Genomic DNA, 18,645 nt, shown 5'->3' with positions numbered 1-18,645 from the left:
CCCCGTTCCTGCGGCCGCCCCGCGATTGCCGCGGCAGGATTATCGCCGAAAGCTTTTGAGGGTCAATGACGATCCCCGGAACAAAATGCTTGCAACCGGCGGCTTTGCCGGTCATTCACAGCCGATGTCCGATCAAAACAGCCAGCGCCTCGACCAGCTTCTCGTCTCCCGCGGCCTCTTTGCCAGCCGCTCGCGGGCCCGCGACGCGGTGCAGCGCGGCACCGTCCGGATCGGTGGCCAGGTGGTGACGAAGGCAGGCGCGCTCTTTGGCGACGACGCTGCCATTGAGATCGACGACCCGGCGCAGGACTATGTCTCGCGCGCCGCACTGAAGCTTGCCAGCGCCCTCGACCATTTCCGGCTCGATCCCGCCGGTCATCACTGTCTTGATATCGGCGCGTCCACCGGCGGCTTCACCGAGGTGCTGCTGCAGCGGGACGCCCGGCATGTCACCGCGATCGATGTCGGCCACGGGCAGATGCATCCGCGCATATCAGGCGATCCGCGGGTGACGAACAAAGAGGGCCTCAACGCTCGCAACCTGACGGCAGAAGATGTCGGCCATCCCGCCAGCTTCATCGTCTCCGACGTCTCCTTCATCTCGCTGAAACTCGCACTGGCGCCGGCGCTCGATATCGCCGAACCCGGCGCCATCGCCGTCCTGCTGGTCAAGCCGCAGTTCGAGGCGGGGCGCGAGGCGATCGGCAAGGGCGGCTTGCTGAAGGATCCCTCGTCCGCTCCCGCCGTCGCTGCGGAATTGGAGCGCTGGTTCATCGAGGACATGGGCTGGACAAGCCTCGGCCTCATCCCTTCCCCGATTGCCGGCGGCGACGGCAATCAGGAATTCCTTCTGGCAGGATTGAAACCGTGAGCACAGAAACCGTCACGATCGAAAAGCTCGGCGCCCAGGGCGACGGCGTCGCCGGCAGCGCCACTGGGCCTGTTTATGTGCCCTTCTCCCTGCCCGGGGAAACGGTGGCGGTCGCCCGCGTCCGGAGCCAGGGCACGATCATGTCGATCGCAACGCCCTCGCCCGACCGACAGGAGCCGCCCTGCCGGCATTTCGGTCCCGATGGCGTCAACGGCACCTGCGGCGGCTGCACGCTCCAGCATCTGGCCGACGCGCCTTACCGCGCCTTCAAGCGCCAGCTGGTCATCGATGCGCTGAAATCCAAGGGGCTTACGCCTGAGGTCGGCGAGGTCGTTCCGGCCCGGCCGGGCGAACGCCGGCGTGTGGTCTTTGCGGCCCGCAAGACCGAGAAGGATATGCTGATCGGTTTCAATCAGGCCGAAAGCCACCATATCGTCGCGATCGAGGAATGTCAGATCTCGTCGGCAGGGATCATCGCCCGGCTGCCGGCGATCAAGGCGATTGCGGCATCGCTGGCGACCGGCGCCGAACCTTTCCGGATTGCCGTGCTCGAAACGCTCTCCGGCCTCGATATCGCGGCCGACGAGGTGAAGAAACTCTCCGACCAGCAGCGGCGAAAGGCAATCGAGACGGTCCTCGGCCTGCGCGGCATCGCCCGCGTGACCGTCAATGGCGAGATCCTCGTCGAACCCTCGAAGCCGCTGATCGATTTCGGCGGCGTCCAGGTTTCACCGCCGCCGGGCGGCTTCGCCCAGGCGACGAAACCGGCGGAAGAGGCGATGGCGGAGCTCGTGCTTGCCCATGCTGGCAAAGCAAAGCGGATCGCCGACCTCTTTGCCGGCGCCGGCACGTTTTCGCTGAGGCTGGCGCGGATCGGCCGTGTGCATGCCGTCGAGGCCGAGGCAAAGGCGCTCGCAGCGCTCGATCACGCCGCACGCAATACGCAGGGACTGAAACCCGTCACCGTCGAGAAGCGCGATCTCTTCCGCCGCCCGCTGATGACGCAGGAGTTCAAGCCCTTCGACATGGTCGTCTTCGACCCGCCCCGCGCCGGGGCAGAGTTCCAGTGCAAGGAACTGGCCCGCTCGGCGGTGAAGAAGATCGCGGCCGTCAGCTGCAATCCGCTCACCCTGGCGCGCGACCTGGCGATCCTCGTCGAAGGCGGCTACCGGATCACCAGCGTAACGCCGATCGACCAATTCCTCTGGACCTCGCATGTCGAGGTAGTGGCGACGCTGGAGAAATAGGCGCCTGCCTTACGCGTCGCATCGACGGGATCGCGATATGCCGGAGCCTCGAGAACATCTTATCGATTGGCCGGCTCGCTGACCCCGGGTAAACTCATGCGCATTGGCCGCGTTCCGAGCTTTGCACCCGTGACGGCATCGATTGCGACCGGCTCGATCTCCAGGCCCGATTCGACATCGATATAGCGGGCGAGTTCTCCATCGCAATGGCGCTGCGCCCAAGCCCCGATCATCATCAACACAGGCAGAAAATCGCGACCGGCTTCCGTGAGGACATATTCTTCGCGGGGCGGCCGTTCGGAATAGAGTCGCCTCTCAAGCAGACCGTCCTCCGTCAGCGCCTTGAGACGCTTGGTCAACATGGTCGGCACGATGCCGAGGCTCTTCCTGAACTGATCGAAGCGGGTGAGGCCCGTATGGGCGTCTCGCAAGACGAGAATGCTCCACGCATCGCCGACTGATTGAAGGCCGCGGGCGACCGGGCACTGGGGAATCGGATTATTTTTCATTGGGTATCTTTTCGATAGTGACATGATATCGAAAAGATAGTAACAGATTGATGGACAACGATCCACACCTTGAAAGCTGACAATATGACCGACAGAAACAGAAAGGTTGCACTGGTCACCGGTGCGTCCTCAGGCATCGGCCTTGCAACGGCGGAATCTCTGGTGAAGGCCGGCTACCGCGTGTTCGGGACCAGCCGCAAACCAGTCGCCAACAGGCCCGGGATAACGATGCTGGTCTGTGACGTGGCCGAAGACGCTTCGGTGCAGGCGGCTGTTGCGGAAGTCGTCCGGCAAACCGGCCGGCTCGACCTCGTCGTCAATAATGCCGGTATCGGCCTTATCGGCGGCGCCGAAGAATCCTCGATCGCCCAGGCCCAGCGGCTTTTCGACGTGAATGTCTTCGGCGTGGCGCGCGTCGCCAATGCCGCATTGCCGGTCATGCGGAAGCAGAAGAGCGGCCGGATCATCAACATGAGCTCGATCCTCGGCCTCATTCCGGCTCCGTACAACGCCTTCTATGCTTCAACCAAACATGCGCTCGAAGGCTATTCGGAATCGCTTGATCATGAAGTGCGCAACTTCGGCATTCGCGTCGTTCTCGTCCAACCCGGCGTCACCAGAACATCCTTCGAGGAAAACCTGACGCGAGCAGACCAACCTCTTCCGGTCTATGCTTCGGAACGCGCCCGCAGCGAAGCGCTGATGCGCAAATGGGTGGAGACGGGCGATGCGCCTGAGGTCGTCGCCGACATGGTCGTGAAAGCCGCAACTGCAAAGACGCCGAAACTGCGCTACTCCGCAGGCAAGCAGTCGCGCCAGGTCCGCTCGCTTCGCCGTTACCTCCCGGAGCGGCTGGTCGACAGCCTGCTGCGGAAGGTCAATGAGTTTCCGGCCTCAGCCTGACTGTTTGATTGAGGACGGGATTCAGATTTCAAGCCGACACGCTTAAAGTCGTCCTGTCCTCGGCCAAGGAAACCGATTCCGAATGCGCAAGACCAGAAGACGCAATCCCTACTATGCCGGCCCGGTGTCCGATCACTTCGACGGCACCTTTTTCTTCAATCCCGAAGGGATTGCGCCGCTTGGTTTCCGCGAACTCTTGCGGTGGCAGTTCGGCGGCGGCCGTCAGCGGTGGCCTCGGTCGGTTCCCAGTCCATTTGCGGCCGTCAAACCGGGTCTACGTGTCGGTGGCGAGGATCTGCGGGTGACGATGGTTGGGCATGCAACCATGCTGGTGCAGGTCGCCGGTCTCAATATTCTCACCGACCCGGTGTGGTCGCAGCGGGTCAGCCCTTTCACCTTTGCCGGACCCAAACGCGTCGTCGAACCGGGCATCGCCTTTGATGATTTGCCGCCCATCGATCTCGTGCTGGTATCGCACAATCATTATGACCATCTCGATATCGCGACGCTGAAACGGTTGCATGCGAAGCATCGACCGAGGGTCGTGACGCCGCTCGGCAACGACACGATCATGCGCCGTGCCATGCCCGATATACAGACGACATCGATGGACTGGGGCGAGCGCATCTCGCACGCCGGTATAAGCATCGATGCGGAGCCTGCACACCATTGGTCCGCCCGCGGCACCGCCGATCGCCGGATGGCACTTTGGGCGTCGTTCGTTTTGTCGACACCAGCCGGCAAGATCTATCACGTCGGCGATACGGGCTTTCACCGCGGCATCAATTACAAAGCGGCACAGCAGAAGCATGGCGGCTTTCGCCTGGCCATTTTGCCCTTCGGCGCATATGAGCCGCGATGGTTCATGGAAGGGCAGCACCAGAATCCGCATGAGGCGGTGATCGGGATGAAGTTTTTAAATGCGGCCTATGTGGCCGGGCATCACTTCGCCACGTTCCAACTGACGAATGAGGCGGTCGACGCGCCGACAAGAGCGTTGCAAGACGCAATGCGCGAGCATGATATTTCCTCGGACCGGTTCCGGCCGCTCAGGGCCGGAGAGGTATTCGATGTGCCGGCGGTCTGATCGCTATCCGTTTGCCCCCGGGTTGTGGTGTCGACTACCTGCCATGAACTTCTCGGAGACGATCCAGATTACGGGCAAGCAGATGCCCGCGGCGGGTTGAAACCTCGCCAAACCATCCAATATGCCGCGGAAGGCTGCCGACCGTTCAGCGGCGCATGAAGGCTTCGAAGGCGGCGCGGGCTTCGGCGCTTTTCAGGCGCGCGGCGAAATGGCGGGCCTCGACATCGATGCGGGCGATGATCTCGTCCCGGGAGCCGCAGATGAGATCGCGGGCGATCTTCAGGGCCTCCGGCGGCTTGGCGGCGAGCTTTGCGGCCGCGGCAAGCGCGGCATTCTCCACCTCTTGCGGCGTCGTCACCTTCCAGACGAGGCCGGCCTCACGCGCTTCCTCGGCGCTGAAGGCCTCGCCGGCGGCCAGCATCGCAAAGGCACGCTGATGGCCCATAACGCGGGGCGCAATCAGGCTGGAAGCCGCTTCCGGCACCAGCGCCAGATCGACGAAGGGCGTGCGGAACTGGCTGCGGTCGGAGGCGATCGTCAGGTCGCAATGAAGGTTGAGGGTCGTGCCGATGCCGATCGCCAGGCCGTCGACCCCGGAGACGAGCGGCTTTTCGGATCTGGCGAGCGCGTAAAGGAAATCGATCAGCTCCTCTCCCATGCTGCCGCCCATGGCGGCGGCAAGAAAATCGCCGATGTCGTTGCCGGCCGAAAAGCTGCCTTCGGTGCCGAGGAAGACGCTCACCCGTATATTCGCGTCCGCATCGGCGGCAGTGAGCGCATCGGCCATGGTGCGATACATTGCCCGCGTGAAGGCGTTCTTCTTTTCCGGACGGTTGAAGCGGATGAGCTGGATGCCGGGATGGGCGGAAGGCTGCTCGACGATGATGTGATCGGTCATTGGGGTCTCCTCAGGCAAGCAGGATGCGGGCGGCAGCGAGACTTGCTGCGCCGTTGACGACCCGGTCGCGAAGGGCCGCGGTCTCGGCGAGCAGGTTTTCGGCAGCGAAGCGGCAGAGCGCGATGCGGCCCTCGCCGGCGCCATCGGAACTCTCGGCGAGAGCGCCCTTGGCGAGATAGCGGCCGGTGAGCGCAAGCCCGAACAGGCGCTGATAGGGCGTGGCGCCGGAGAGCGCCTCGGCGGTCCGGCCATCGGCAAGCGCCTTCAACAGCCAGGCGGTGGTCTCGTCGAGGTTGGCGACGGCAGCGTCGAGCCTGGCCGCCGTTTCGCCGAAGCCATCGAGATTGGAACGGCGGACGTCTTCCGCGATCTTCCTGATCTCGGCGATGAAACCTCTCACATGTTCGCCGCCGGAAAGCGGCAGCTTGCGGGTGACGAGGTCGATCGCCTGAATGCCGTTGGTGCCCTCATAGATCGGGGCGATGCGGGCATCGCGGAGATAGCGGGCCGCGCCCGTCTCCTCGATGAAGCCCATGCCGCCATGCACCTGGATGCCGAGAGAGGCGACATCGACGCCGGCATCGGTCGAGAAGGACTTGGCGATCGGCGTCAGCAGGGCGGCGCGCTCCTGCCAATATTGACGATCGCCGCCTGCCCGGTGCGACATGTCGATCGCATGGGCGCAGGCATAGGCGATGGCGCGCGCGCCTTGTGTCAGTGCCTTCATGGTGAGCAGCATGCGGGCGACATCGGGATGTTCGACGATCGGGCTCATGCCGGCGCCGGTCCATCCGGGCGCCCTGCCCTGCGTGCGTTCCCTGGCGTAGGCGAGAGCCTTCTGGGTGGCGGCCTCCGAGATCGCCACGCCCTGCATGCCGACGGCAAGGCGGGCATTGTTCATCATCGTGAACATACAGGCCAACCCCTTGTTCTCCTCGCCGACCAGCCAGCCGACCGCGCCCTTCTCGTCGCCGAATTTGCCGTCGCCGTAGATCATCGTGCAGGTCGGCGAGCCGTGGATGCCGAGCTTGTGCTCCAGCGAGTGGCAGAACAGATCGTTGCGGGCGCCGAGGGAGCCGTCGTCGTTCACCAGGAATTTCGGCACCAGAAAGAGCGAGATGCCGCGTGTGCCGGCCGGCGCATCCGGCAGGCGGGCGAGCACCAGGTGGATGATGTTTTCGGCAGCATCGTGTTCGCCCCAGGTGATGAAGATCTTCTGGCCAAAAATGCGATAGCTGCCATCGCCGCGGCGCTCGGCGCGCGCCTTCAGGACACCGAGATCGGAGCCCGCATGCGGCTCCGTCAGGTTCATCGTGCCGCTCCATTCGCCGGACACCATCTTTTCCAGATATTTTTTCTTCAGCGCCTCACTGCCATGAGCACTGACGGCCTCGACGGCGCCCATCGTCAGGGTCGGAGCAAGGGCAAAGGCCATGGATCCGGAATTCCACATCTCCAACGCCGCGACATTCAGCATATGCGGCAGGGCCTGGCCGCCGAATGCCTCCGGCGCCGTCAGGCCGTTCCAGCCGCCGGCGATCCAGTTGCGATAAAGATCGCGCCAGCCGTCCGGGAGCCGGACCTCGCCGTTCACCAGACGGGCGCCCTGGCGGTCGCCGATGTCGGCGAGAGGGGCCACTTCCTCTGTGGCAAAACGTCCCGCCTCGGCCAGGATCGCGTCGACGAGATCTTCGCCGAGATCGCCGAGAAGCCCTGTTGAAATCGCTTCGCCCATGCCGGCTACATGCTTCAATGTGAACGCGATTTCCTCGACGGGCGCCTTGTACATGCTTTTCTCCTCCGCAGACCGTTTCGCGCGCGCGGCAAAACCTCTCCAGCGTCAGGGCTAATTGATTTTTACGTAAACGTCAATTTCGATTTCCCGGAGCGCCATGCAATAATTTTTCGGACATGACGCTTGGCTCTTGCACCCTTGCATAAATGGACGTCATGGAGAAATAAGAATGAAATCGCCTTCGCAGAGGACCGGCGAACAATGGACACATTGCCCGTCAACATACCCGGTTTCGTCTGGGCCTACCGCTTTTCGCCCAGCGAAAAGACCGCAGTGCGATTGACGAATAGTGCGACGGTGGCGGAACTGAGCGCCGATGACGGTTTCTACTGGCTGCACCTCAACCTTGCCGATGCCCGCGTGCCGGCATTGCTCGATACGCTGGAGGGGCTGACGGAGGACGCGAAATCGGCACTGACGACGCGCGACACCCATGCGGCGATCACCGTCGACGAGCAGATGCTCTACGGCACTCTCGTCGATTGCCAGCGCGATTTCGCTCAGGACACCAACAATCTCGGCTGGCTGCATTTCGCCATGTCCGACCGCTTCATCATCACCACCCGGCTGCAGCCGTTGCGCAGCGTCGAGCGGGCGCGCGCGCTGATCGAAAAAAATCCGGGCAAATTTACCCTTCCGGTCGATCTCTTCGAACTGCTGGTGATCGAGTTCCAGCGCACGCTGATCGCGATCGTCATCGAACTCACGGAAGAGCTGAACCTGATCGAGGACATCGTCTACGACAATGCGCCGCGCGACGAGCGCCGGCGCCTGGCGCCGGTGCGGCGAACCGTGGTCAGGCTGCATCGGCATCTGCGCACCGTGCTGGCGCTGATGCGCCGAGCCGCGGCGGCCGATGACGACGAGATGCCCTTCGGCTTCGACGACGTCGCGCGGCGGCTGACGAGCCGGCTGGAAACGGTCGACCACGATATTTACGCCCTGCAGGATCGGGCGCGCCTGCTGCATGAAGAAATCGACTCAAAGCAATCCTCCGAGACCAACCGCCACCTCTATCTGCTGTCGATCATGACGGCGTTCCTGCTGCCGCCTACCCTCGTCACGGGTTTTTTTGGCATGAACACCGCAAACCTGCCTTTTTCCATCGGCGACTACGGCACCGAATATGCCGTCGTCCTGATCATCGCCTCGATTGCATTCGCCTGGTGGCTGCTGCGGCGGGTGAATATTCTTTGAAGAGGCGAGAGCTGGGGTGGACGCTGCTGCCCCTCATCCGCCTGCCGGCACCATGGCGGGTAATCTCAGCGACCCACGGGTGATCAACTGGTTCATGCACCTCGCCGGGAATGGTTTTTGCACGGTTACTAATATATTTACCGTGGGGAGACCTAATGTCATGAAATGGTGCACATCCGAAGAGTTTGCCCCTCTGATGCTCGTGGTGAGTGGGCCGGAAAAATACAAGCTTGTTGCGACCCTCGTGCAGGCTGCCGAGATGCTGACGGTTGGCTGGCCGATCGACGATGGAGACGAATATCTTATTGCGATTAGGGCCTGCCGGGATGCAATTCATGGAGAAATTCCGGCAGAGGACGCGCGAGCAGCGCTTATCCGTGCCGCCGACGAAGCCGGCATTTCCGTGATAACAGCCGTTCACTGAGTTTCGCAGCCGACACCAATGGGTTCACGGGCACTCTGATGCCGTCCACTCGCTCATGTTAGAGCGAGTGGGAGTGGCAATAGGGAACGCAGATTTCCGATTCCAGCCTCAATAAGGCGAATAGCACTGCTGGCGCGGGCCGTTATAGGGCTGGAACGTATTGTCGTAAGCCCGATAGGAGCGGTAGCGGTTGGCGCACCAGGCGACGTGAGCCGAGCCCATGCGCGGGGCGGGCACGACGTAACGCGGCTGTGCGGCAATGGCTCCGCCGATGACCGCGCCGGCGCCGAAGGCGGCGAGCGGATACCAATAGCCGTTATAGCGGCGATATCCCGGGCGATAATAGGAATATCCGCGATAGCCGCCGTAATAGCCGGGGCGATAATAAGCGCCGGGGCGATAGCCGGGCCGGTAATAATCGCCGCGATAGTAACGGCGGTACTGGACGCTCTCGACCGCGGAGGATTTCTCCACCTGCGGTGCTGTGGGCATCTGCATTGCCTGCGACGGCGCGAAGCCCGTCACAATGACGGCGGCTGCCAGAACTGCGGTTGCGATCTTGTTACTCAAACTGAACATTTCTCTCTCCCATTCAACAGCGAGCACCGCCTGCTCAGCAACGCTTTCGCCCCCGAATGGTTCCGAAAGCGGCCGGGACCGGCTGCTTTCGTTTTTTTAAAGAAATCGAACTGAACCGGAGATTAACCGGGAGTGCTCAGGCAACGGCGGAAATTTTCGCCTGATCGCCCTGCAGGCGGTTCACCATGAAGTTCGAGTACCATTCCAGGAACTGCATGACGCCGCCCTCATGCACGGCGGAATAGGGGCCGGGCTCATAGGCGGGCGAGTGAATGCCGAAGGCGTTTTCCTCGACGATGCGGCGATCCTGATCGTTGGTCTCGGTCCAGACGTGCGTCAGTTCTTCCAGATTGTAGTCCACGCCCTCGACCGCGTCCTTGTGGACGAGCCACTTGGTCGTGACCGCCGTCTCATTGGCGCTGAGCGGCAGCACGCGGAAGGAGATGGCGTGGTCGCCGAGCAGGTGGTTCCACGTCGTCGGATAGTGGAAGAGCAGCATGGTGCCGATACGGTTGATCGAGATATCGTCGGAGATCCGGCGCTTGACCGCGGGCTTGCCCGACATGGTGTAGCTCTCGGCATCCTCGATCAGCGGCATGCGGGCGGTGCGGAACTGACCGTCCGGCGAAATCTGGAACTTGCTCGGCAGGCCGGCGGCCTCGCAGCGGGCCCAATGGCCGGCGATTTCCGGATCGTCGGCGCCGCCATCCGTACCGGTGACGCTCGGCGCTTCGGGATAGGTGCGGCAAAGCTCGGGATGATTGGCGGCGCAATGATAGCACTCGCGATTGTTTTCCCAGACGAGCTTCCAGTTGCCCTTCTCGATGATCGTGCTCTGGAAGGCGACCTTGGTTTCGCCGATCCCGTGCGGCGCCATATAGGGCTCGATCTTGTCGCGCACCGTCTTGAAATCCGGGGCGGAGTCGGCGAGGCAGATGAAGATGTAGCCCGCAACGCTTTCGCAATGGACGGGCTTCAGGTTGAAGCCGGTCTTGTCGAAATCGTCGCCCATGTGACGGGCGAAGGCGAGCTTGCCGTCGAGATCGTAGGTCCACTGATGATAGGGGCAGACCAGGCGCACGGAAGAGCCGTGCTCCTTGGTGCAGACGCGCGAGCCGCGATGGCGACAGCTGTTGTGGAAGGCGCGGATGACATTGTCACGGCCGCGGACGATGACCACAGGGTAGCTGCCGATCTGCACGGTGAAATAGGCTCCGGGCTTCGGCAGCTCGCAATCATGGCCGATGAACAGCCAGTCGCGATAGTAGATCATCTCCATATCGAGCTGGAAATAATCCTCGTCGGTATAGAACGGCTGTTCGAGGCTGAAGCCCTCGCGGCGGTTCTTGAGCTGACGTAAAACGTTGCTGCGAATATCCATCTTCTTGTCCTCGTGCACCCGGCTACCGCCTTCGAGAAAGAAGGCCGGCGGAAGCGCGCCCGCTTCCTTCTCCTTCGGGAGAATTGTTTACGGCGTCATTTAATCACCTGGTATGGCCGCCGCTTGGTTACAATGCGACATCGGCTTCGAAATTGACGACAGGATGCAAGACAGTGCAAACGTTGCAACCCCGATCGATCAATTCGCCCGGCTTTCCGGTATTTATCGCCAATTGCGACACGACGTAAAGACTATACCTGCCAAACGATTGACCGGTCGGCATCGATAATCATCCTGTTTACGACATCGACAGACACGCAAGGCCCGACCGGCGGCCGCCTCGGCCGCTTTAACACCGCCTTAAGCATACGGTCCTATCCTCCCGAGGATTACAGATCGACCGAAGAACGCGAACCATGGCCAAACTCCGTTATTTCGACGCGAAAATACCGAGCAAATCGCCGGAGCGGCAGCTGATCGCCGCGCATTCGGAGTTCTTGCGCACCGGCCGCATCACCCGCGACCGGCGCCATTGGCTGGCCGAGGAAAAGCGTTACCTCACCCATGAGGAAGTGGCGGCGAAAACCGGCCGCAAGCTGGAGGCTGCCGGCGAAAAGACCCATCAGCATATCAACGGCTTCCACCGCTCCATCCAGTTTCCGAAGATGATCTTCCACCGGACGCTGGAAGACAGCCCTCATCTCGGCTATTGCCACGTCACCGCCGCGCGAACGAAATTCGCCCATTACGAAGACGTCAGCTGGGCCTTCTACATCGCCAATTTCTATTCCGACATCGGCGACAACGACAATTTCTTCGAACGCATCGATGTCGGCTATTCCAGAATGTATTTTGCCGTGGCGATCAAGCCGGGCGAGGATTCCACGGAAAAGATGAGCATCGACCGCTCGGTGCGCGGCAACGGGCTGCTCTTCCGCACCCATGATCCGCAGGCGGCGATCCGCAATATCCTGCTGCTCGGCGCCCGCAACGAGCAGCTGCGCGAAATCATCCGCCAGCTGTGAGTGAACAAGGCGATTGATCGCGGGCGGCGGAAAGCCTAATGACTGCCGGAACCGGACACAGGCAGCATATGGCACGCATCATCGACATCAGGGCAGACAGGCAGACGGCGCTGGAAGCGGCCTGCGCCGCGCTTGCCGACGGCTTCGCCATCGCCATTCCGACCGAGACCGTCTACGGCCTTGCGGCCGACGCCACCAATCCGGCGGCAATCACCCGCATCTACGAGACCAAGGGACGGCCGCGCTTCAACCCGTTGATCTGCCATATGGCCGATCTCGAAATGGCCGAAGAACATGCCGAATTCGACCCGGTCTCGCGGGCGCTCGCTATCGCCTTCTGGCCCGGCCCGCTCACGCTCGTGCTGCCGCTGAAGCCTGACAGCCCGATCCACTCGCTGGCGACCGCCGGGCTCGACAGCGTCGGCGTTCGCGTGCCGAAGGGTTTCGCAGGCTCCTTGATCGAAGCCTTGGGCCACCCGCTCGCGGCCCCGAGCGCCAATACTTCGGGCGCCATCAGCGCGACGAGCGCCGCCCATGTCGAAGCCGATCTCGGGACGAGAATCCCCCTGATCCTCGATGCCGGCCCGAGCACCGTCGGCGTCGAATCGACCATCGTCAAAGTCGAGGACGGCCGGCTGAGGCTGCTTCGGCCCGGCGGGCTGGCCGCGCGCGAAATCGAACGCGTCGCAGGCCAGCCGCTGCTGCGTCCGAAGACGGCATCGGCCGCGATCGAGGCGCCGGGCATGCTCGCCTCGCATTATGCGCCGGGCGCTTCCGTGCGCCTCAATGCGACGGCGGTGGAACCCGGCGAAGCGCTGATCGCCTTCGGCAGCGCTGCGGTCTTAGGAGCCGACGACGCGCGGATCGTCCTCGATCTCAGCCCGCGCGGCGATCTTGCCGAGGCAGCCGCAAATCTTTTCGACTACATGAAGCGGGCCGATGCCAGCGGCGCGTCGAGCATCGCCTTTTCGCCCATTCCCGAGGAAGGACTGGGCGAGGCCATCAACGACCGCCTGCAAAGGGCTGCCGCCCCGCGCGACTGACAGACCTGATAGAAGCGACAGAGGATCGACCCTATGAGCAGCCCCGGCATTTCCACCGATCTTCTCGACCGCTTCGCCGCCATCGTCGGCGAGAAATACGCGCTTCGCAGCGAGGCCGACCTTGCGCCGCATCTCATCGAAAACCGCGGCCTCTATCACGGCGCCTCCCCTCTCCTTTTAAAACCCGGCTCGCTCGAGGAAGTCTCCGCGATCATGAAGCTCGCGACAGAGACGGGAACGGCAATCGTGCCGCAGACCGGCAATACCGGTCTCGTCGGCGGCCAGACGCCGCGCGCGGGCAAGTGCGATATCATCCTGTCGCTCGAGCGCATGAACAGGATCCGCGACGTCGATCCGGTGGCGAACGTGCTCGTGGCCGATGGCGGCGCCATTCTTGCCGAGGTGCAGAAGGCGGCCGAGGCGCATGGGCGGCTCTTTCCGCTGTCGCTCGGTTCGGAAGGCTCTTGCCGCATCGGCGGCAACCTTTCCACCAATGCCGGCGGTACGGCCGTGCTTGCCTACGGCAATATGCGCCAGCTCTGCCTCGGTCTCGAAGTGGTGCTGCCGACCGGCGAGATCTGGGATGGCCTGCGCCGCCTGAAGAAGGACAATACCGGCTACGATCTGCGCGATCTCTTCATCGGCGCCGAAGGCACGCTCGGCATCATCACGGGCGCGGTGCTGAAGCTTTTCCCGCAGCCGCTCGGCCATCAGGTGGCATTCGCCGGCGTCAACTCGGTCGAAGATGCGCTCGCGCTTTTCAACCTTGCCTCCAGCCTCTGCGGCGCCTCGCTCACCGGCTTCGAACTGATGCCGCGCTTCGGGGTCGAGATCACTGCCCGCCACATCGACGGCGTCCGCGATCCGCTGGAAGCGGCCTATCCCTGGTATGTGCTGATCGATATCTCGACCTCGGACTCGGCCGAGACGGCGGAGCGGATGATGAATGGCCTGCTGGAACAGGGTTTCGAGGCCGGACTGGTGCTGGATGCCGTGATCGCCTCATCCGTGGCGCAGCAGAAAGCGATATGGCACATGCGCGAGAGCATGTCGGATGCTCAAAAGCCCGAGGGAGGCTCGATCAAGCACGATGTTTCCGTGCCCGTATCGAGGATCCCCCATTTCATGGCCGAAGCCGAGACGGCAGTGATGGCGGCGATGCCGGGCGCCCGGATCTGCGCCTTCGGCCACATGGGCGACGGCAATATCCATTACAATATTTCCCAGCCGATCGGCGCCGACAAGGCCGCTTTCATCGCCCGCTGGCATGAGATGAACCACATCGTTCACGGGCTGGTGCTCGCCCACGGCGGCTCGATCTCGGCCGAGCACGGCATCGGACAGCTGAAGCGCGACGAGCTGGCGGCGATCCGTCCGGCGATCGAAATCGAGCTGATGCGCCGCATCAAACGCGCCTTCGATCCGGCTGATATCATGAATCCGGGAAAGGTCGTCAGCCTCGACGTGTGAGGCTGACCACGATCAGGCCGACTGCGTACCGCCACCAGTCAGGATCTGCAGCGCCGGCGATTGCTGCGTGCTGTTCTGGACGTCGTACATTGCCGTGAAGCGTCTCAGCAGCTTGTCGACCTTCTTCGGATCCTGGAGATCCTCCAGCTTGACGAAGCGGTTGATGAGATCGGCCTGCTTGGCGACGTCCATGCCCGAGATCTGCGACGGCAGGCTGTAGGCGGTGGTGATGACCTGGTAGAGCGCCCTGTCGCCGAGGATCGAATAGATCGAGGTGATGCTCGAGGCCTTGCGGCTGAAGTAGAGCGCCAGGCGCACGCCGTCGTTGGTTTCGCCTTCCTGCGTTTCCATCGTCTGCTGCAGGTAGAGCTGCTGGGTGCGATCCTCGGACGCCTTGTTCTGGATGGTGCCGATCTTGGCGCGGGTCAGATTGCCGTCCTTGTCGAAGTTGAAGGCAGCGACGATATCCTTGAAGCGCGCGTCCGCCTTGTCGTTCAGGTAGCTCTTCTTGTCGTCGGGATCCGAGGTGAAGATCTTCTTCAACGTGGCCTTGTCGTAATCCTTCGGATCGAGATTGTTCGCCTTCAGCACCAGATCGGTCAACCGGCTGTCATCCAGGAAATCGTCGAGCGACTTCACCTTCGCCATGCCCTTTGCGAAATAATCGACTTCGGCCGTCGCGTCCTTGGCTGCCTTGTCCTTCACCGGACCATCCTTCAGCAGCATGGTCATATGCGCCTTGTAGTCGGTGGCATATTTGGCCATGGTCGCGTCCGGAAGCGCCTGGAAAGGCGACGCCGCCTTGCCGTCGGGACCGAAATTGAAGGCGCGGGCGAGGTTGGTGATGCGTTCATCCTTGAGGGACGCAATATAACCATTCGGGTCGTAAGCATCGCTCGTCAGGATCTTGCGCATCATCGAGCGCGGCACTTCCTGATCGGTCAGGCCGAAAGCCTGCAGCGCCACATGATAAAGATCCGGCAGATTGTCGTTGCTCTTGGTGAAGTCCGCTGCCGAATTGGTGCGTAGGAAATCATTGACGCTTTTGATCTCGGAGAAATCCAGCAGGCTGGTGCTGTCGGCCATCATTTTCTGGTAATTGGAGGCGACCTCGTCGATCGCATCATCGCGCTCGTCGTCATAGCGGGCGGCATAATTGTCGTTGGTGGCCTGCGCCTGCGCGGCGGTCTGGACCGAGCTGACGGCCGGGAGCGATCCATCGGCGGCGAAGTTGAAATCGGCATTGAGATCGGCATAGCCAGCCGCCGCGGCCGCGGCCGAGTCGGTCAAGATGCTCCTGAGGTCGGCATCCGAGATACCGGTGGGCAGATTATATGTGCTCTTCAGGAAATTGGTGATGGCGGGATCGGCGATCAAATCATCGACGTTCGAAATCGCCGCCATCCGGGCGGAATAGTCGTCCGTGCGCGCTGCGGCGGTCAACTTCGTGTTGGTGACCTGGCTGCTCGTCTGGGCGGACATACCGTCCTCGAGCGTGCCATCCGCCTTGAAGTTGTAGGCGGCGGCAACGTCGGCATAGGTGCCGGTGCCGCTCTGGTCGGTCAGGATGGCACGAAGAGCGACGTCGGTGACGGTCGACGGAATGCCATAGGCGTTGCGGACGAAATTGTTCAGCCTTTGATCCGCCAGCAACTGATCGACATTCGAGATGCCGGCGATGGTCGACTGGTAGTAGACTGCCGCATCGTCGGCCTTGCCGGCGGTGCTCGCGCTTTGCGCCGCGCTCTGCGAGGCATAGAGGGTCGCGACCGACCCGTCCGTCTTGAAATTGAAGAGCTCGTGGACGTCGCTGTAGCCCTGGGCGCTCGCCGCCGCAGGATCGACGAGGAAAGTCCTCAGCGTCGCATCCGAGACGCTGTCTGCGATCTGCATGCTGGTTCTGATGTAGCTGACAGAAACAGGATCGGACATGATGTCGTCAACATTGGTGACGTTGCCGATCATGCCGTTGAAGTGCGCTGCATTCGCCGCCGACTTGTCGGTGGTCGACTTGCGCTGCGTCGCGGTCTGGATCACGGAGCCGTTGATCGAGCCGTCCGCATTGAAGTTGAAGTCGGCATTGAGGCCGGCCTTCCCCTGGGCGGCGGCATAGGCCGGGTCCGTCAGGATGTTCTTCAATTCGGCATTGCTGAAATTCACGCCGAGGCCATAGGCATCCTTGATGTAGCGCGCCATGACGCCGTCGGCGAGCAGGTCGTCGACATTGGTGATGCTGCTCGACTGCGAGGTCAGGGTATAATAGTTGGTAGTGCTCGACGCTGCCGACTGCAGCTTGTTCGCCTGCTCGATCGTCTGAGCGCGCGCGGTGTTCGAGGTCGTGCCGTCAGCCTTGAAATTGAAGGCGTTGTAGACATTGGTAAAGCCCATCAGCTGGGCATAGCCCGGATCGGTCAGCACCGTGCGCAGCGCCGCCGCGGTGAAGTCGGCGCCCATGCTGTAGGCCGTCTTGATATAGGAGGTCAGGCGGCTGTCGGCGACCAGATCGTCGACATTGGTGATCGTGCCGATCTTGGCGGTATAATAGGCCTTGTTATATTCGGCCGCCGTCTTGCCGACATAGTAGACGTCGGAGCCGACCGAATTGTCGATGATGACCGACTGGGAATTCAGCGTGTAGGTCTCGATGACCGAGGCCTTCTGCGCCGCCGTCTGGGCCGTGCCGGTGACCGTACCGTCGGCATTGAAGCTGAACTGGGCGGCAAGCGCCTTGTACTTGTCGCCGCCCTGCGTGTTGACGAAGCTCGACGGGTCGCTGAGATCGCTCGTCAGCACCTGCCGCAGGAAATCCTTCGACGCATAGGTCGGATCGATCTTGAAGGTCTTCAGTACATAGGTGCGCAGCCGGGTGTTGTTGAGCAGGTCGTCGACGGTCTGCACGCTGTCGATATTGTTGCCGTAATAGGTGCTCTCGGTGGCCGCGGCCTTGTCGGCATCGACAAAGGACTGCTTGTAGAGGCCGATCAACTCGTCCTCCTGCGCATCCGTCTGCACGTCCTTCTCAGGCGCGTTGAAATTGAAAGCGGCGGCGAATTCGCGGTAGCGCGTGTCGGAGAGCTTGTTAGCGTAGCTGTCGGGATCGGTCAGATCGCTTTCCAGCACCTTCTTCATGAAGGCCTTGGCGTACGTCATGTCCTCGAGGCCATAGGCCTTCATCGCGTAGCTGTAGAGCTTGTAGTCGCCGAGGAAGTCGTCGACGTCTTTGACCTTGTTGATATTGTCGGCGTAGTACTGAGCGTCCTTCTTGACCGTCGACTGGGACGCAACCTTGTTCAGGCTCGACGTCATATCCTTCGACAGGATCGAATATGCGAGGGAAGCCGTAATCATCAAAAGCGCCCTTTTCGGCAAAATCTCTAAAAGAACGACGAACTGCCGGTAAGCCCATTTTGCCACGCAAAACTTACCCGAGACTTACCTCTGGGTTGCGTCATTTCAGGACAGGACACCGTTCACCTTCCGGAAACCCTGCCGGATTCGGTTTTGATAACCATCGTAGGAGGCAAAGTTTTCTTAACCGCAATTTTTAAGCTGTACGGAAGGGGGGCCGCCTATTGTCGGCCATAGAGGACGAAAAGTCCCGAGGAGAAGACCGGAAATCGGCTCTCAGGTAAGACAAGGGTAGAATGAAATGAACAATCCCGTTATGAAGCCCGCATGGGCTGGCACGACGCTACGCCTCGATCCGTCCCACTTTCCCCAGCAGGTCAGCTACGCCATCCATGATTGTTCGGATGACGTCAGCATCACCATAGACGAGCGCGGCGCCGTCCTGCGCAAGATCCTTCCCTCCAGCGGCCTGCCGCTGTCGATTGCCCTGCCGAAGCGGGTCTTTCAGGGTGTCGCGGCCCGCGCCATAGATCATGGCGACGGCGAGGTTACGGTGACGCTCGAACTCCACCATGCGGATCCGGAACTCTGCATTCCGCTGCTCGTCGCCCATGATCTCAGCGACATCGCCGCCGACTGGCGCAGCTGGTCGGAGGCCTTCCGCATTCCGATGCTGATGGTCGAAGCCGATGGCGTCGCACGGCCGCTCGAAGACCATATCGGAGCCCTGCGTACCGGCGATCTCAAGCCGCGCCGCCGCCATTCCTACTTCGCCAATCGCCGTCCGCGCTTCCTCGTGCGCCGCACCACCGGCCGGCTGGGCGTTGCGATGAAGATCGAGGGCAAGGAAATCATCGCCCGCAACTGA

The 18,645-nt window shown here is 62.0% G+C and carries 16 protein-coding genes; 10 read left to right on the top strand and 6 right to left on the bottom strand.

Features of this window, described 5'->3' with window-relative positions; translation table 11 throughout:
- Nucleotides 1-124: 124 nt before the first annotated feature.
- On the top strand, nucleotides 125-871 hold the full coding sequence (locus tag CO670_RS13140; RefSeq protein WP_097590719.1) for a TlyA family RNA methyltransferase: 747 nt from the start codon (nucleotides 125-127) through the stop codon (nucleotides 869-871).
- Nucleotides 868-2,118, top strand: a complete 1,251-nt coding sequence (locus tag CO670_RS13135; RefSeq protein WP_097590637.1) for a class I SAM-dependent RNA methyltransferase — start codon at nucleotides 868-870, stop codon at nucleotides 2,116-2,118. The genes CO670_RS13140 and CO670_RS13135 overlap by 4 nt, the downstream gene beginning before the upstream one ends.
- 59 nt (nucleotides 2,119-2,177) lie before the next feature.
- Here the strand turns inward: CO670_RS13135 and CO670_RS13130 are convergent, their stop codons facing one another.
- On the bottom strand, nucleotides 2,178-2,627 hold the full coding sequence (locus CO670_RS13130; RefSeq protein ID WP_097590636.1) for a helix-turn-helix domain-containing protein: 450 nt from the start codon (nucleotides 2,625-2,627) through the stop codon (nucleotides 2,178-2,180).
- An 84-nt stretch (nucleotides 2,628-2,711) separates the two neighbouring features.
- Here CO670_RS13130 and CO670_RS13125 point away from each other — a divergent pair, with 84 nt between their 5' ends.
- Together CO670_RS13125 and CO670_RS13120 are read left to right on the top strand one after the other, a co-directional pair.
- Nucleotides 2,712-3,530: an oxidoreductase gene (locus tag CO670_RS13125; protein ID WP_097590635.1), complete on the top strand. Its 819-nt coding sequence runs from the start codon at nucleotides 2,712-2,714 to the stop codon at nucleotides 3,528-3,530.
- An 82-nt stretch (nucleotides 3,531-3,612) separates the two neighbouring features.
- Nucleotides 3,613-4,617, top strand: a complete 1,005-nt coding sequence (locus CO670_RS13120; protein WP_097590634.1) for an MBL fold metallo-hydrolase — start codon at nucleotides 3,613-3,615, stop codon at nucleotides 4,615-4,617.
- A gap of 145 nt (nucleotides 4,618-4,762) precedes the next feature.
- On the opposite strand, the gene CO670_RS13115 is transcribed toward CO670_RS13120, so the two are convergent.
- Both CO670_RS13115 and CO670_RS13110 read right to left on the bottom strand, forming a co-directional pair.
- Nucleotides 4,763-5,515, bottom strand: coding sequence for a crotonase/enoyl-CoA hydratase family protein (locus tag CO670_RS13115; protein ID WP_097590633.1), 753 nt, complete (start codon nucleotides 5,513-5,515; stop codon nucleotides 4,763-4,765).
- A 10-nt stretch (nucleotides 5,516-5,525) separates the two neighbouring features.
- The gene (locus tag CO670_RS13110) at nucleotides 5,526-7,304 is read right to left on the bottom strand and encodes an acyl-CoA dehydrogenase (RefSeq protein WP_097590632.1); all 1,779 of its coding nucleotides are present in this window, start codon (nucleotides 7,302-7,304) and stop codon (nucleotides 5,526-5,528) included.
- A gap of 207 nt (nucleotides 7,305-7,511) precedes the next feature.
- Here CO670_RS13110 and CO670_RS13105 point away from each other — a divergent pair, with 207 nt between their 5' ends.
- Together CO670_RS13105 and CO670_RS13100 are read left to right on the top strand one after the other, a co-directional pair.
- On the top strand, nucleotides 7,512-8,507 hold the full coding sequence (locus CO670_RS13105) for a transporter (protein ID WP_097590631.1): 996 nt from the start codon (nucleotides 7,512-7,514) through the stop codon (nucleotides 8,505-8,507).
- 160 nt (nucleotides 8,508-8,667) lie between these two features.
- Nucleotides 8,668-8,931, top strand: coding sequence for a DUF982 domain-containing protein (locus CO670_RS13100; protein WP_088678492.1), 264 nt, complete (start codon nucleotides 8,668-8,670; stop codon nucleotides 8,929-8,931).
- A gap of 108 nt (nucleotides 8,932-9,039) precedes the next feature.
- On the opposite strand, the gene CO670_RS13095 is transcribed toward CO670_RS13100, so the two are convergent.
- Nucleotides 9,040-9,510 (bottom strand): BA14K family protein, encoded by a 471-nt coding sequence (locus CO670_RS13095; RefSeq protein ID WP_097590630.1) that lies wholly within the window; start codon nucleotides 9,508-9,510, stop codon nucleotides 9,040-9,042.
- A 136-nt stretch (nucleotides 9,511-9,646) separates the two neighbouring features.
- Nucleotides 9,647-10,891: an aromatic ring-hydroxylating dioxygenase subunit alpha gene (locus CO670_RS13090; protein ID WP_097590629.1), complete on the bottom strand. Its 1,245-nt coding sequence runs from the start codon at nucleotides 10,889-10,891 to the stop codon at nucleotides 9,647-9,649.
- A gap of 416 nt (nucleotides 10,892-11,307) precedes the next feature.
- On the opposite strand from CO670_RS13090, the gene CO670_RS13085 reads away from it, so the two are divergent.
- The 3 genes from CO670_RS13085 (at nucleotide 11,308) to CO670_RS13075 (ending at nucleotide 14,429) form a co-directional block, all read left to right on the top strand.
- Nucleotides 11,308-11,916 carry a DUF6656 family protein gene (locus tag CO670_RS13085; protein ID WP_097590628.1) on the top strand — a complete coding sequence of 203 codons (609 nt, stop codon included), beginning with the start codon at nucleotides 11,308-11,310 and terminating at the stop codon, nucleotides 11,914-11,916.
- 68 nt (nucleotides 11,917-11,984) lie between these two features.
- Nucleotides 11,985-12,959, top strand: coding sequence for an L-threonylcarbamoyladenylate synthase (locus CO670_RS13080; protein ID WP_097590627.1), 975 nt, complete (start codon nucleotides 11,985-11,987; stop codon nucleotides 12,957-12,959).
- 33 nt (nucleotides 12,960-12,992) lie between these two features.
- Nucleotides 12,993-14,429 (top strand): FAD-binding oxidoreductase, encoded by a 1,437-nt coding sequence (locus CO670_RS13075; RefSeq protein ID WP_097590626.1) that lies wholly within the window; start codon nucleotides 12,993-12,995, stop codon nucleotides 14,427-14,429.
- A gap of 12 nt (nucleotides 14,430-14,441) precedes the next feature.
- Here the strand turns inward: CO670_RS13075 and CO670_RS13070 are convergent, their stop codons facing one another.
- Nucleotides 14,442-17,777 (bottom strand): DUF1217 domain-containing protein, encoded by a 3,336-nt coding sequence (locus CO670_RS13070; RefSeq protein ID WP_097590625.1) that lies wholly within the window; start codon nucleotides 17,775-17,777, stop codon nucleotides 14,442-14,444.
- Nucleotides 17,778-18,078: 301 nt separating this feature from the next.
- Between CO670_RS13070 and CO670_RS13065 the strand changes: the two genes are divergently transcribed.
- Nucleotides 18,079-18,645, top strand: a complete 567-nt coding sequence (locus CO670_RS13065; RefSeq protein ID WP_097590624.1) for a DUF6101 family protein — start codon at nucleotides 18,079-18,081, stop codon at nucleotides 18,643-18,645.

The organism is Rhizobium sp. J15 (assembly GCF_002531825.1).
In the GTDB taxonomy this organism is placed as follows: domain Bacteria; phylum Pseudomonadota; class Alphaproteobacteria; order Rhizobiales; family Rhizobiaceae; genus Rhizobium.
This window is presented reverse-complemented; position numbering and strand designations above follow the sequence as displayed.

Bases quoted from the DNA above. Each gene is read 5' to 3' on its own strand.
- CO670_RS13110 (WP_097590632.1), bottom strand. From the start codon at position 7,304: ATGTACAAGGCGCCCGTCGAGGAAATCGCGTTCACATTGAAGCATGTA.
- CO670_RS13100 (WP_088678492.1), top strand. From the start codon at position 8,668: ATGAAATGGTGCACATCCGAAGAGTTTGCCCCTCTGATGCTCGTGGTG.
- CO670_RS13120 (WP_097590634.1), top strand. From the start codon at position 3,613: ATGCGCAAGACCAGAAGACGCAATCCCTACTATGCCGGCCCGGTGTCC.
- CO670_RS13130 (WP_097590636.1), bottom strand. From the start codon at position 2,627: ATGAAAAATAATCCGATTCCCCAGTGCCCGGTCGCCCGCGGCCTTCAA.
- CO670_RS13090 (WP_097590629.1), bottom strand. From the start codon at position 10,891: ATGGATATTCGCAGCAACGTTTTACGTCAGCTCAAGAACCGCCGCGAG.
- CO670_RS13105 (WP_097590631.1), top strand. From the start codon at position 7,512: ATGGACACATTGCCCGTCAACATACCCGGTTTCGTCTGGGCCTACCGC.
- CO670_RS13065 (WP_097590624.1), top strand. From the start codon at position 18,079: ATGAACAATCCCGTTATGAAGCCCGCATGGGCTGGCACGACGCTACGC.
- CO670_RS13115 (WP_097590633.1), bottom strand. From the start codon at position 5,515: ATGACCGATCACATCATCGTCGAGCAGCCTTCCGCCCATCCCGGCATC.
- CO670_RS13075 (WP_097590626.1), top strand. From the start codon at position 12,993: ATGAGCAGCCCCGGCATTTCCACCGATCTTCTCGACCGCTTCGCCGCC.
- CO670_RS13140 (WP_097590719.1), top strand. From the start codon at position 125: ATGTCCGATCAAAACAGCCAGCGCCTCGACCAGCTTCTCGTCTCCCGC.
- CO670_RS13095 (WP_097590630.1), bottom strand. From the start codon at position 9,510: ATGTTCAGTTTGAGTAACAAGATCGCAACCGCAGTTCTGGCAGCCGCC.
- CO670_RS13085 (WP_097590628.1), top strand. From the start codon at position 11,308: ATGGCCAAACTCCGTTATTTCGACGCGAAAATACCGAGCAAATCGCCG.
- CO670_RS13080 (WP_097590627.1), top strand. From the start codon at position 11,985: ATGGCACGCATCATCGACATCAGGGCAGACAGGCAGACGGCGCTGGAA.
- CO670_RS13070 (WP_097590625.1), bottom strand. From the start codon at position 17,777: ATGATTACGGCTTCCCTCGCATATTCGATCCTGTCGAAGGATATGACG.
- CO670_RS13125 (WP_097590635.1), top strand. From the start codon at position 2,712: ATGACCGACAGAAACAGAAAGGTTGCACTGGTCACCGGTGCGTCCTCA.